This is a genomic window from Streptomyces sp. NPDC102490, assembly GCF_044765285.1.
Lineage (GTDB): Bacteria > Actinomycetota > Actinomycetes > Streptomycetales > Streptomycetaceae > Streptomyces.
This window is the reverse complement of record NZ_JBIWJU010000002.1, coordinates 60,539-73,423: the sequence shown is the minus strand read 5'-3', so window position 1 is coordinate 73,423 and position 12,885 is coordinate 60,539. Positions and strand designations below refer to the sequence as shown.

Annotated in this window: 9 protein-coding genes, 2 tRNA genes and 1 other RNA gene; 6 read left to right on the top strand and 6 right to left on the bottom strand. The window is 74.2% G+C overall.

Features of this window, described 5'->3' with window-relative positions:
* Positions 1-72: 72 nt before the first annotated feature.
* Positions 73-160 (bottom strand) — tRNA-Ser (locus tag ACIRGB_RS03765).
* Between the two features lie 73 nt (positions 161-233).
* On the opposite strand from ACIRGB_RS03765, the gene ffs reads away from it, so the two are divergent.
* The 6 genes from ffs (at position 234) to ACIRGB_RS03735 (ending at position 9,024) form a co-directional block, all read left to right on the top strand.
* Positions 234-330, top strand: an RNA gene (ffs, locus tag ACIRGB_RS03760) — signal recognition particle sRNA small type.
* A gap of 45 nt (positions 331-375) precedes the next feature.
* On the top strand, positions 376-2,763 hold the full coding sequence (locus tag ACIRGB_RS03755; protein ID WP_403858304.1) for a DNA polymerase III subunit gamma and tau: 2,388 nt from the start codon (positions 376-378) through the stop codon (positions 2,761-2,763).
* Between the two features lie 111 nt (positions 2,764-2,874).
* On the top strand, positions 2,875-4,125 hold the full coding sequence (purD, locus tag ACIRGB_RS03750; RefSeq protein ID WP_226028640.1) for a phosphoribosylamine--glycine ligase: 1,251 nt from the start codon (positions 2,875-2,877) through the stop codon (positions 4,123-4,125).
* 310 nt (positions 4,126-4,435) lie between these two features.
* Positions 4,436-6,382 carry a hypothetical protein gene (locus tag ACIRGB_RS03745; RefSeq protein WP_403858301.1) on the top strand — a complete coding sequence of 649 codons (1,947 nt, stop codon included), beginning with the start codon at positions 4,436-4,438 and terminating at the stop codon, positions 6,380-6,382.
* A gap of 198 nt (positions 6,383-6,580) precedes the next feature.
* Positions 6,581-8,056: a N,N-dimethylformamidase beta subunit family domain-containing protein gene (locus tag ACIRGB_RS03740; RefSeq protein WP_403858299.1), complete on the top strand. Its 1,476-nt coding sequence runs from the start codon at positions 6,581-6,583 to the stop codon at positions 8,054-8,056.
* 68 nt (positions 8,057-8,124) lie between these two features.
* The gene (locus ACIRGB_RS03735; RefSeq protein ID WP_403858297.1) at positions 8,125-9,024 is read left to right on the top strand and encodes a phosphoribosylaminoimidazolesuccinocarboxamide synthase; all 900 of its coding nucleotides are present in this window, start codon (positions 8,125-8,127) and stop codon (positions 9,022-9,024) included.
* Between the two features lie 61 nt (positions 9,025-9,085).
* Here ACIRGB_RS03735 and ACIRGB_RS03730 read toward each other — a convergent pair.
* From ACIRGB_RS03730 to ACIRGB_RS03710, 5 genes are all read right to left on the bottom strand, one after another.
* Positions 9,086-9,158 (bottom strand) — tRNA-Gly (locus ACIRGB_RS03730).
* Positions 9,159-9,202: 44 nt separating this feature from the next.
* Positions 9,203-9,817, bottom strand: coding sequence for a response regulator (locus ACIRGB_RS03725; RefSeq protein WP_403858295.1), 615 nt, complete (start codon positions 9,815-9,817; stop codon positions 9,203-9,205).
* Positions 9,814-11,061: a sensor histidine kinase gene (locus ACIRGB_RS03720; protein ID WP_403858293.1), complete on the bottom strand. Its 1,248-nt coding sequence runs from the start codon at positions 11,059-11,061 to the stop codon at positions 9,814-9,816. Before ACIRGB_RS03720 ends, ACIRGB_RS03725 begins: the two co-directional genes overlap by 4 nt.
* 35 nt (positions 11,062-11,096) lie before the next feature.
* Positions 11,097-11,909 carry an ABC transporter permease gene (locus ACIRGB_RS03715; protein WP_403858291.1) on the bottom strand — a complete coding sequence of 271 codons (813 nt, stop codon included), beginning with the start codon at positions 11,907-11,909 and terminating at the stop codon, positions 11,097-11,099.
* Positions 11,906-12,877, bottom strand: a complete 972-nt coding sequence (locus ACIRGB_RS03710; RefSeq protein WP_403858289.1) for an ABC transporter ATP-binding protein — start codon at positions 12,875-12,877, stop codon at positions 11,906-11,908. Before ACIRGB_RS03710 ends, ACIRGB_RS03715 begins: the two co-directional genes overlap by 4 nt.
* Positions 12,878-12,885: the final 8 nt, after the last annotated feature.

Here is a 12,885-nt window from a genome sequence, read left to right as displayed (position 1 = left end):
CCCGACAGCCCTCATGTCGAAGGGCCCCACCGCGAACGGTGGGGCCCTTCGACATCGTGCCCGGTGAGGCACTGGCGGAGGATACGAGATTCGAACTCGTGAGGGGTTGCCCCCAACACGCTTTCCAAGCGTGCGCCCTAGGCCTCTAGGCGAATCCTCCGCGGCAAACATTACATGACGTCGGAGAGTGCTTGCGAACTCGTTCCGAGGGCCCCACATCGGGTAACGTGTGGCTCAGCCCCTCACGCGGCGCTATCTGACTGAACTCCCCCAGGGCCGGAAGGCAGCAAGGGTAGGTTGGCTCTGGCGGGTGCGTGGGGGGCGTCTCCTTTGCGGGCGGTCCGGTTGTCGGTGGGCGCCTATAACCTCGTATGCGTGTCGTCTCTCGCGCTCTACCGCCGTTACCGCCCGGAGTCCTTCGCCGAGGTCATCGGGCAGGGGCATGTCACCGACCCGCTGCAGCAGGCGCTGCGGAACAACCGGGTCAATCACGCGTACCTGTTCAGCGGTCCGCGCGGCTGCGGCAAGACGACCAGCGCCCGGATCCTGGCGCGCTGCCTGAACTGCGAGCAGGGCCCCACACCGACCCCGTGCGGTGAGTGCCAGTCCTGCCGCGACCTCGCGAGGAACGGGCCGGGTTCGATCGACGTCATCGAGATCGACGCCGCCTCGCACGGTGGTGTGGACGACGCCCGTGACCTGCGCGAGAAGGCCTTCTTCGGGCCCGCCTCCAGCCGGTACAAGATCTACATCATCGACGAGGCCCACATGGTCTCCCCGCAGGGCTTCAACGCTCTGCTGAAGGTCGTCGAGGAGCCACCGGAGCACCTGAAGTTCATCTTCGCGACCACCGAGCCCGAGAAGGTCATCGGGACCATCCGGTCGCGGACCCACCACTACCCGTTCCGGCTCGTGCCGCCCGGCACCCTGCGCGACTACCTCGCCGAGGTGTGCGGCCGGGAGGGCATCGCGGTCGAGGAGGGCGTCCTCCCGCTCGTGGTGCGGGCCGGCGCCGGCTCCGTGCGTGACTCCATGTCCGTCATGGACCAGCTGCTCGCGGGCGCCGGTGCCGACGGTGTGACGTACGACATGACCACCGCCCTGCTTGGCTACACGGACGGCTCGCTGCTCGACTCCGTCGTCGAGTCCTTCGTCTCCGGGGACGGCTCCGCTGCCTTCGGGGTCGTGGACCACGTGATCGAGGGAGGCCACGACCCGCGGCGCTTCGTCACCGACCTGCTGGAGCGCCTCCGTGACCTGGTGATCCTCGCCGCCGTGCCCGATGCCGCGGAGAAGGGGCTCATCGACGCCCCCGCCGACGTGGTCGAGCGGATGCAGGAGCAGGCCCGGTCCTTCGGCGCCGCCGAGCTGAGCCGCGCCGCCGACATCGTCAACGAGGGCCTCACCGAGATGCGCGGCGCCCACTCGCCGCGCCTCCAGCTGGAGCTGATCTGCGCGCGCGTGCTGCTGCCCGCCGCGTACGGCGACGAGCGGTCGGTGATGGCCCGGCTGGACCGGATCGAGCGCGGGGTGCAGTTCTCGGCCGGTGCGGGCGCTCCCGCCATGGGGTACGTGCCCGGGCCCGAGGCGCATGCCGGTGCGGGGGGTGCGGCGCCCGCCGCGGCTCCGGTGCCGCCGGGCGGCGGGCCTGCGGCGGCCCGTGCGGCGGTACGGGGGCAGGGTGCCGGTGCCGGTGCCGGTGCCGGTGCCGGTGCGGGGCAGGGCGCCGGTGCCCCGGCGGGTGTACCGGGCGGTGGCCCTTCCGCCGACGCGGCGGCCGGTGCGGGTGCTGGTCACGGTGCCGGTGCCGGTCCTGCGTCCGATGTGGGGGGCCGTCCTGCCGGTGGTGGGCACCCGCAGGCCGCGCCTCCTTCCGTCGACGCCGCTCCCGCCACCGCCCCCACCGAACCCGCACCCGCGCCTGCCGCAACCCCGCCCGCCTCGGGGCCCGCGCCCGGTGCCTGGCCGACCGCGGCCCCGGCGGGGGGCGGGCGCCGCCCCGGCGGATGGCCCACGGCGGCTCCGGCGGGCGGTGGGCAGGGCCGGCCACCGGCCTCCTCCGGTCCCGCTCCCGGTCATGGCTCCGGGGCCGGTGCCGGCCCCGCCTCAGCCCCGGCCCCGGCTCCCGCGGCGGCCGCGCCCGCGCCCGGCTCCCCGTCGCCGGGTGCCTCCGGGGTCGACCCCCGCTCGCTGTGGCCCAACATCCTGGAAGCGGTCAAGAACCGCCGTCGGTTCACCTGGATCCTGCTCAGCCAGAACGCCCAGGTGACCGGCTTCGACGGCACCTCCCTCCAGCTCGGCTTCGTCAACGCCGGAGCCCGCGACAACTTCGTGAGCAGCGGCAGCGAGGACGTACTGCGGCAGGCCCTGGCCGAGCAGTTCAACGTGCAGTGGAAGATCGACGCCGTCGTCGACCCGTCCGGCGGCGGCTCCGCGCCCCCGCCCGCCGCCGGCCCGTCCGGTCCCTCCGGCGGCTTCGGCGGTTCCGGGGGCGGCGGCGGTGGTGGAGGCGGCTTCGGTGGGGGCACGTCCGCCCAGCGGCCGTCGTCTCCCGCGTCCGCCGCGCCGCCTCAGGCTCCCGCCCCGGCGCCCGCTCCGGCCCCCGCGCCCCGCCCCTCGGCGCCCGAGCCGCCCCCGGTGTCCCCCGAGGACGACACCCCCGAGGACGACGATCCGGACCTGGACGAGTCGGCGCTTTCCGGCAAGGAGCTGCTGGTCCGCGAGCTGGGCGCCACGGTGGTCGAGGAGATCGTGAACGAGTAGCCCCCGGGGGGGCTGGAAGGGCCGGGCTGGAGGAAGGCACAAGCCTGCGTGTCCCGTCCGTTCGGAAGCCCGCACAAACCCCACCGGCCCGTTCCCATTAGGCTGCACCCCGTGAAGGTCCTTGTCATCGGCGGCGGCGCCCGCGAACACGCCCTGTGCCGTTCCCTGTCCCTCGACCCCGACGTCACCGCGCTGCACTGCGCACCCGGCAACGCCGGTATCGCCGAGGTCGCCGAACTGCACCAGGTCGACGCCCTCGACGGCGCGGCCGTCACCGCGCTGGCCACCCGTCTCGGCGCCGAGCTGGTCGTCGTAGGGCCCGAGGCGCCGTTGGTCGCCGGGGTCGCCGACGCCGTCCGGGAGGCGGGCATCCCGGTCTTCGGCCCGTCGGCGGAGGCCGCCCGGCTGGAGGGCTCCAAGGCCTTCGCCAAGGACGTGATGGCCGGCGCGGGCGTGCCCACGGCCCGCTCCTACGTGTGCACGAACCCCGCCGAGGTCGACGCGGCCCTCGCCGCCTTCGGCGCCCCCTACGTCGTCAAGGACGACGGGCTGGCCGCGGGCAAGGGCGTCGTCGTCACCGACGACGTCGAGGCGGCCCGGGCGCACGCGAACGCCTGCGAGCGCGTCGTCATCGAGGAGTTCCTGGACGGCCCCGAGGTCTCCCTCTTCGCCGTCACCGATGGCGAGAACGTCCGCCCGCTCCAGCCCGCCCAGGACTTCAAGCGCGCCCTCGACGGCGACGAGGGCCCCAACACCGGCGGCATGGGCGCGTACTCGCCGCTGCCCTGGGCCGACCCGAAGCTGGTCGACGAGGTGGTGCAGAGCGTGCTCCAGCCGACCGTCGACGAGATGCGCAGGCGCGGCACCCCGTTCTCCGGGCTCCTCTACGCCGGGCTCGCGATCACCTCGCGCGGTGTGCGCGTGATCGAGTTCAACGCCCGTTTCGGCGACCCCGAGACCCAGGTCGTGCTGGCCCGCCTGAAGACCCCGCTCGCCGGTCTGCTGATGGCCGCCGCCACCGGCAACCTCGCCGACCTCGAGCCCCTGCGCTGGAGCGACGAGGCGGCCGTCACCGTGGTCGTCGCCTCGCACAACTACCCCGGCACCCCGCGCACCGGCGACCCGATCACCGGCCTCGACGCGGTGGCCGCCGAGGACGCCCCGCACGCCTACGTGCTGCACGCCGGCACCCGCGCCGAGGGCGACGCCGTCGTCAGCGCCGGTGGCCGCGTCCTGTCCGTCACGGCCACCGGCGCCGACCTCACCGAGGCCCGTGACCGTGCCTACCGGGCCGTCGCCCGCATCGGCCTCGACGGCTCGCAGCACCGCACCGACATCGCGGCGAAGGCGGCCGGCGCGTAAGCCCCCGCCCCTCCCCGGTCACCGAACCCGACAGGCCCCGGCTCCCGTCCCAGGAGCCGGGGCCTGACCTTTGCTGTCCGTCTCCACCTTTCCCCAAAGCCATTCCATCGGGTGACCGATGGGCCATACGGCTGACTGGGGCCAGGGCCCCAACTATGGTGCCGCGCAAGCATTCCGGCACTTGGCCCACCGGCATTGCGATGTCAGTGCCGGGTGCCACAGTGGGTGGAGTGAGCACGACCCGAAGCACAGCAGAGCAGCAGGACGGTCCAGGACAGACAGGACAGCGATGAGGGGGTGAGGTCCGGCCGTGACCGGTATCGGTGGAGTGGAGATGGGCGCGCAGGCCGCGCGTTCCCGGGCACTGGCGGTGCTGCGGGTGCGCAGCCGCGCGCTGGCCGTGGCCCTGCTGCCCGCCGCCGCCGCGGTGATCCTCCTCGTCGGCGGCTCCACCGGGCGCCTGGCGGGCGGCGGCTGGGACGTCCTGCGCTGGGTCGTCTCCGTCCTCGCGCTGTTCGTGCTGCTGGCCGCCGCCGGGGTCGCCCTGGTCGTGGCCCGTTCCCGGCCCGCCGTGACGCCCACGGTCACGGTCGCCGAGGAGTCGGCGCCCGACCTCTACCGCATGGTGCGTGACCTGGCCGACCGGCTCGACGTCCCCGCCCCCTCGGCGATAGCGCTCACCCCGGACTGCGACAGCTGGCTGGAGGACCGCACCCACCCGGCCCACGGCCCGCCGCCCGCGGAGAGGCACGACGACGACCTGGCCGACCCGGGCGGACCCGGCCACCGCCGGAGTACCGCCGCGCCCGTCCTGGTGATCGGCTCACCGTTCCTGTGGTGGATGCGGGTGGGCGAGCTGCGCGCCGTCCTCGCCCCGGTCGTCGCCGGTACGGGACCCTCGGCGCACCCCGACATAGCCGCGGCCCGGCGTTTCATACGGGGCCTGGACGCCGCGGTGGCGGTGGCCTCGGCGGGCCGACGCGACCCGCTCTCCCGCGTGGCGTGCGCGGGCCTCGGCTGGGCCTCCCGGCTGCTGCTGCGCAGCTGCCGGGGGCACGCGGCCGAGATGGAGCGCGGGGTCGCGGCCGCGGCCGCCGAGCGTGCACAGGCTGTGGACTACGGTCTGCGGATCGTCGCCCAGGAGCAGGTCGGGCTCGCCTACGCGGGCTGGGACCGGCTGCTGACCCGGGTGGCGCTGCCCGCCTGGCGGATGGGCCGCTGGCCCTCGCGGCTGGACGTCGGGGTCGTCGCCGCCCTCACGGAGCTGTCCCGCCGGGACCGCCTGGCCGAGGGCTTCGCCTCCCGTCTGGGGGAGCGTCCCGCCTGTGACCTGCTGGAGGAGCCCGGGGTGATGGACGAGGCGGTCTCGCTCCTCGCCGCCCGCCTCTTCCACGGCGGGCCCGCCGAGACCGGTCCGGACTGGTCGCCGGTGGGATGGGAGGAGTATCCCGAGGAGGTCGTCGACCGGACCTGGCGCACGGACGCGGCCCGCCTGCACCGCGTGCTGGACACCCTGGGGGTCCGCCGCGCCGCCGAGGGCACCGCGCCGGGCACGGACGGCCCGACCCTGGCCCGCGTCCTGGACCACCTCACGGCCCCGGACGCCCCGGTCACCGTCACCCCTGCCGCCGGGACCGGCACCCGCGCCGACGCCGTAGCCGACGCCGAGGCGGACCCCGGAAGCGCCCCGGACGCCCTCACCGACGCCCCGCACCCGCCCTACGGCGACCACGACGCCCCGCACCCGCCCTACGGCGGCACCGACGCCCCGTCCCACGGCGGCCCCGACACCCCCGCCGACGACGACGCCGACGACGAGGACGACCTCGACGGCACCACCGCCCGCGGTGCCGCCCTGGCCGCCGGGCTCAGTGCCCAGCTGGCCCGCGAGGAGGCCGAGGTGCGGCCCACCGGAGCCACGGCCCCCGCCTCCGCCCCGGGACCGGCCGCCGGTCCCGACGCCGCCCTCTGGGACGACCGCGCGCTGCCCCTGTTGCCGTTGCAGCCGCCGCGCACCGGGCGGGAGATCCTCACCGCGCACATCACCGCGATGGTGTGCTGCGCCGCGATGGACACCGCCGGCGCTGCCCCCGCCCTGGACTGGCTCGACGGGCCGTCGCTCCTCCTCGGCGGTGCCCGCACCGCGGACCTGGCACCCCGCGTGCTCAGCCTGGTGGAGACCGGCGACCCGGGCCCGCTGCGTGCCTGGATGACCGAAGTCGGCATACGGCCGGAGAAGCCGGTGCGCCTGGTCTGACTCCCGCAGAGCGCCCCTCGTCCGCCCGCGCGCGCCCCGGGTTCCGATGAACCGGACCCTCCCCTTCCACTTTCGGCCACTTCGCAACGAACAGTGACAGCCCACGTGCGAAATGTGATGTGCTGGGACCGATCGCGCACATGGCAAAGGCGTTCGTCATACGCACGACCACGGGGGCATGAGGGAGGGGACTGTCCCATGGGGCCCGAGCAGATCCGCCGTTGGGAGTCGGGAGCACTCGCGCACGCCGTGACGGACCCCTTCGGGCAGGGGCCGGTCCCCTGGCTGCGCGGCGGCGAGACGTACTTCGGTGACACCGGCCAGGTCGTCGCCTGGTACGCGGACCAGGACCAGGCCGGCACCGGCTCTCGTACGCACTCCGGTGGGGGTCCCCGCGCCGCGGACGACGTCCGGCGCCAGATCAAGGGCTTCACCGCGACGGGGGCCGCCGCCCCCGGTGAGGCCATCGACTTCCACGTCACCGTCGACCCGCCGCAGGAGTTCAGCGTCGACGTCTACCGGATCGGGCACTACGGCGGTGACGGCGCCGCCAAGATCACCACCAGCCCCCGCCTGTCCGGCATCGTCCAGCCCCCGCCGCTCACCGCCGACCGCACGGTCTCCTGCCACCACTGGTGGCTGTCCTGGCGCCTGCAGATCCCGACGTACTGGACCGTCGGCGCGTACGTCGCCGTCCTCACCACCGCCGACGGCTACCGCTCCCACGTGCCCTTCACGGTCCGCGACGACCACCCCGCCGACCTGCTCCTCCTCCTGCCGGACGTCACCTGGCAGGCGTACAACCTGTATCCGGAGGACGGCCGCACCGGGGCCAGCCTGTACCACGCCTGGGACGAGGAGGGCCGGCTGCTGGGCGAGGCGGACGCCGCGACGACCGTCTCCTTCGATCGCCCCTACGCGGGCGCCGGGCTGCCGCTGCACGTCGGCCACGCCTACGACTTCATCCGCTTCGCCGAGCGCTACGGCTACGACCTCGCCTACGCCGACGCCCGCGACCTGCACTCCGGCCGCGTCGACCCGGCCCGCTACCGTGGCCTGGTCTTCCCCGGCCACGACGAGTACTGGTCCGTCCCCATGCGCCGCACCGCGGAACTGGCCCGCGACCGGGGGACCTCCCTGGTCTTCCTCTCCGCCAACACCATGTACTGGCAGGTGGAGCTGGCGCCCTCCCCGTCCGGCACCCCCGACCGCCTGCTGACCTGCCGCAAACGCAAGGGACCCGGCCGCCCCGCGCTGTGGCGGGAGGTCGACCGCCCCGAGCAGCAGCTGCTCGGCATCCAGTACGCCGGCCGTGTCCCCGAACCGCACCCGATGATCGTGCGCAACGCCGGACACTGGCTCTGGGAGGCCACCGGAGCGCACGAGGGCGACGCGATCGAGGACCTGGTGGCGGGCGAGGCCGACCGGTACTTCCCGCGCACCGCGCTCCCCGAGCACGACGAGCGGGTCCTGCTCGCCCACTCCCCGTACACCGACGTGGACGGCGTCCGGCGGCACCAGGAGACGTCCCTGTACCGGGCCCCGTCGGGCGCCTGGGTCTTCGCGTCCGGCACCTTCGCCTGGTCCCCGGCCCTGGACCGCCCCGGCCACGTCGACCCGCGCGTCCAGCGCGCCACGGCCAACCTCCTGGACCGCATCTGCAAACGGGACTGACCCGGCGTCCGCCCTCCCCACGACGTACGGGACAATCAAGGCATTGGACAGAACCACGGGGAGGAACCGTGTCCGGATTCGTTGAAAAGCCCGAGCCGCTCCAGGTTCCGGGTCTGGTGCATCTGCACACCGGCAAGGTGCGCGAGCTGTACCGGAACGAGGCGGGCGACCTCGTGATGGTCGCCAGCGACCGCATCTCCGCCTACGACTGGGTGCTGCCGACCGAGATCCCCGACAAGGGCCGGGTCCTCACCCAGCTCTCCCTGTGGTGGTTCGAGCAGCTCGCCGACCTGGCCCCCAACCATGTCCTGAGCACCGAGCTGCCCGACGGCGCCCCCGCCGACTGGGAGGGCCGCGCCCTGGTCTGCAAGTCGCTGCGGATGGTCCCCGTGGAGTGCGTGGCCCGCGGCTACCTCACCGGCTCGGGCCTGGCGGAGTACGACGAGACCCGCACCGTCTGCGGCCTCGCCCTCCCCGAGGGCCTGGTCGACGGCTCGGAGCTGCCCGCCCCGATCTTCACCCCGGCCACCAAGGCCGAGGTCGGCGAGCACGACGAGAACGTCTCCTACGAGGAGGTCGCCCGCCAGGTCGGCGCGGAGACCGCCGCCGCCCTGCGCCAGGCCACCCTCGCCGTCTACTCCCGCGCCCGGGACATCGCCCGCGAGCGGGGCATCGTCCTCGCGGACACCAAGTTCGAGTTCGGCTTCGACGGGGACGACCTGGTCCTCGCCGACGAGGTGCTCACCCCGGACTCCTCCCGCTTCTGGCCGGCCGCCCAGTGGCAGCCGGGCCGCGCGCAGCCCTCGTACGACAAGCAGTTCGTGCGGGACTGGCTGACCTCGGCGGAGTCCGGCTGGGACCGCCGGAGCGAGCAGCCCCCGCCGCCGCTGCCGCAGCAGGTGGTGGACGCCACCCGCGCCAAGTACGTGGAGGCCTACGAGCTGCTGACCGGCCAGAGCTGGTCGTAACGGGCCGCGAAAGGCGGCACACGAAGAAGCCCCCGGCCGGAGCCGGGGGCTTCTCACACGGAGCGAACGACGAGGTTCGAACTCGCGACCTCAACCTTGGCAAGGTTGCGCTCTACCAACTGAGCTACGTTCGCACTGCGCGGGCTTCGTCGTGGACTTCGCCGTGACGCGAGAGCCACTATACCCAACCCCGCTCCCGTGCGAGACGCACCGCCGTGTGCCGGTTCTCCGCACCGAGCTTGCTCGCGGCCGACGACAGGTAGTTCCGCACGGTCCCCTCGGCCAGCGCGGCCCGCTCGGCGATCTCCGCGACCGGCGCCCCGTCGGCGGCGTGCTCCAGCACCTCGGCCTCGCGCGCGGTCAGCGGCGAGTCCCCGGCGGAGATCGCGTCGGCGGCCAACTCGGGGTCGACGTACCGGTTTCCGGCGTGCACCGTGCGGATCAGCTCGGCGAGCCGCTGGGCGCTGACGGTCTTGGGGACGAACCCGCGTACCCCCGCCGCGAGGGCCCGCTTCAGGTGCCCGGGGCGCCCGTGGCTGGTCACGATCAGCACCTTGCACGCGGGCAGCTCGGTCCGCAGTGATGTGGCGACCTTCACACCGTCGGCGCCGGGCATCTGGAGGTCCAGGACGGCGACGTCCGGCGCGTGCGCCCGCGCCATCGCCAGTGCCTCGGGACCGGTGGCCGCCTCGGCGACGACGACCAGGTCGTCCTCCAGGGAGAGCAGGGCCGCCAGCGCCCCGCGGATGAGGTGCTCGTCGTCGGCGAGCAGGACGCGCACGGTCGTCGTCATGACGCGACCTCCAGCGCGGTCCCGGCCGCGGCGGCGGGCAGCGGCACCTCGGCCGTCAGCCGGAAGACCCCCCGGCCGGCGGGTCCCGCCTCCAGCGTCCCGTCCACCGCGGACAGCCGCTCGCGCAGCCCCGCGAGCCCGGAGCCGCCCGAGCCCGCCGGGGGGCCGTCTCCCGTCGTCTCCGCCACGCCGTCGTTCTCCACCGTCAGCACTACCCGCCCTTCCGACATCCGCACCGTCACGGCGACCTTCTTCGCGTCCCCGTGCCGCAGCACGTTCGTGGTCGCCTCCCGCACCACCCAGCCGAGCGCCGCCTGCACCTCGGAGGGCAGGCCGGCCGTCTCGCCGGTGACCTCCGCGACGATGCCCGCCGCCGACAGCACACCGCGGGCACCGGCCAGCTCGACCTCCAGCGCGGCCTCCCGGTAGCCGCGCACGACGTCCCGGACCTCGCGCTGCGACTCCTGGGCGATGCGCTGCACCTCGATCATCTGCTCCACCGCCTCGGGCCTGCCGCGCCGGGACAGCTGGACCGCCAGCTCGCTCTTGAGCGCGATCACCGACAGGTTGCGGCCCATCACGTCGTGCAGGTCCCGGCCGAACCGCAGCCGCTCCTCGGCGACGGCGAGCCTGGCCCGGGTCTCCTTGGCGTCGTCGAGCGTGTAGACCGCCTTGAGCAGCCACAGGGAGAAGATCGAGGTGGCGGCGAGAACCCCGCCGGTCACCAGCACCAGGCCGGTCACCACCACCGACGCGAGGGCGGGCATCTCCAGCGGGAACGTGAGGAGCCCCGCGCCCAGTCCGAAGCCCCCGACGACGGTGACCCGGCGCCGCCGGCCCCGCACCCCGACGGTGACGACACCCGCGGCGTAGCACATGACCCCGCCGTAGACCGAGCCCGCCGCGGTCTCCACCTCGCCGCCCGGTCCGCGGTCCGCGATCCCGACCGCGGTGATCGCCACCACGGCGGTGACGGCGACCAGCACCCACAGCATCCGTACGGGCTGCGGGCGACGGCCCAGCGTCCAGTCCAGCACCCTGGAGGAGGCCAGCATGCAGACGGCGGCGTGCGCGACGACCAGCAGGCACAGCACGGTGGCCGGCCCGACGCCGGTCCGGCCGTAGGCGGTCACCCCGAGGGCGAGCACCTCGATGACCCCGAAGAAGTGGAACGACCACCGCGTGTACGTCTCCACCTTCTCCGGCGTGCTCTTGATCCGCCACCATCCGCCCGGCCTGCGCATCCGTCCGCCGCTCCCACTCGCCCTCGCCCCGTACCTCAGTGCCGCGGCTCCCAGCGGAACCACCGCCGTACAGCAAACACCGCGAGCACGGTCCAGGCCACCGCCGTCACGACCGCGCCCAGCGCGTCGGCCGCCGACAGGTCGCCGGTCCAGCCGCCGCGCACCAAGGTGATGACGGGCGTCAGCGGCAGGAACTCGCACACCGAGGCCAGCCGGTCGGGCAGCAGCTCCAGCGGGAAGAACAGTCCGGAGCCGAGCATCGAGACGAACATGAACGGCAGCGACGTGACCTGCGCGCTCTCCCCGGTCCTGGTGAAACTCGCGGTGACCGCCGCGAGCGCGGCGCACATCACCAGGCCGAGCAGCAGACCGACGACGGTCAGGTGGGGCGCCGACGGCGCGGACAGGTCGAGCAGCACCGCGCAGCCCACCGCGAGCAGCAGGGACTGCACGAGTCCGCTGAGGACGGCCGGCAGCGCGGACCCGCCGAGGATCTCCACGTCCCGCAGCTCGCCGGTGCGCAGCCGCTTGAGGACGAGTTCCTCGCGCCGGACGACGAAGACGCCGACGAGGGCCGAGTAGACGGCGAACAGCAGGGAGAAGCCGATCGCGGCGGGCAGCACCAGCGTGCCGGTGGTCAGTCCGGCCCCGGCGAGGTCCATCTCCTTGGCCCCCGCCCGCACGCTGAACGGCAGCACGAGCGGCACGAAGAGCGCGGCGAAGACGGTGCCCTTGTTCCGCCCGAGCAGGATCAGTTCGGCGCGGGCGAGGGCAGTCATGCGGCCCATCGGCGTGGTGGCCGGGGCCCCGGCGCGCTGCGGGCGGGCCGGTGCGTCGGTGGTGCTCATGCCGCGTACTCCTTCTCCGTCGTGGTGGGGGCCGTCCTCGCGGACACTTCCTTGGCGATGCTGAGGAAGGCCTCTTCCAGGGACGCCGAGCGCACGTCCAGGCGGCGCAGCTCCACTCCGGCCTGTCCGGCCCACACCAGCAGTCCGGTGGCGGCGCGCTGGAGTTCCCGGGTGCGCAGCTTGACCATGCGGCCGTCGGTCTCGTGGTCGTCGACGCCCAGTTCGGCGAGCGGCGGCAGGTCGCCCACGAAGTACCCGGCGGGCAGTTCGAAGGAGATGTGGGACGGCTGTGCGGCGGTCACCTCGGCCGGGGTGCCGGTGGCGGCGATCCGGCCCTCGTGCATGATCGCGAGCCGGTCGGCGAGGTTCTCGGCCTCCTCCAGGTAGTGCGTGGTCAGCAGCACCGTCGTGCCGGCGTCGCGCAGCCCGCTCACCAACTCCCAGGTGTCCCGGCGGCCTTCGGCGTCCAGGCCGGTGCTGGGCTCGTCGAGGAAGAGCACCTCGGGGTCGCCGAGCAGCGCGAGCGCCAGGTCCAGGCGCCGCCGCTGGCCCCCGGACAGCTGCTTCACACGGGTGCCGGTCTTCGACTCCAGCCCGACCAGCGCCAGCACCTCGGCCGGCGACCGGGCGCCGCTGACGCACCCCGCCCACATCCGTGCCGTCTCGGCGACCGTCAGCTCGGAGGGGAAGCCGCCCTCCTGGAGCATGACCCCGGTGCGGGGGCGTACGGCGGCCCGCTCGGTGTACGGGTCGTGCCCGAGGACGCGCACCCGCCCGCCGGCCGGAGCGGCGAGCCCCTCCAGGAGCTCGACCGTTGAGGTCTTGCCGGCGCCGTTGGTGCCGAGCAGCGCGAAGACCTCACCGCGGCGCACGAAGAAGTCGATCCCGCGCACGGCCTCGAACCCGCCCCCGTACACACGCCGCAGGCCGGTGACCTCAATCACGTGTTCGTGTTCGTTGGTTTGCATGCTTCGAG

What these genes read in the sequence shown, in the direction of transcription:
- ACIRGB_RS03710 (WP_403858289.1), bottom strand. Translation starts at nt 12,877, where the DNA reads ATGCAAACCAACGAACACGAACACGTGATTGAGGTCACCGGCCTGCGG.
- ACIRGB_RS03740 (WP_403858299.1), top strand. Translation starts at nt 6,581, where the DNA reads ATGGGGCCCGAGCAGATCCGCCGTTGGGAGTCGGGAGCACTCGCGCAC.
- ACIRGB_RS03715 (WP_403858291.1), bottom strand. Translation starts at nt 11,909, where the DNA reads ATGAGCACCACCGACGCACCGGCCCGCCCGCAGCGCGCCGGGGCCCCG.
- ACIRGB_RS03725 (WP_403858295.1), bottom strand. Translation starts at nt 9,817, where the DNA reads ATGACGACGACCGTGCGCGTCCTGCTCGCCGACGACGAGCACCTCATC.
- ACIRGB_RS03720 (WP_403858293.1), bottom strand. Translation starts at nt 11,061, where the DNA reads ATGCGCAGGCCGGGCGGATGGTGGCGGATCAAGAGCACGCCGGAGAAG.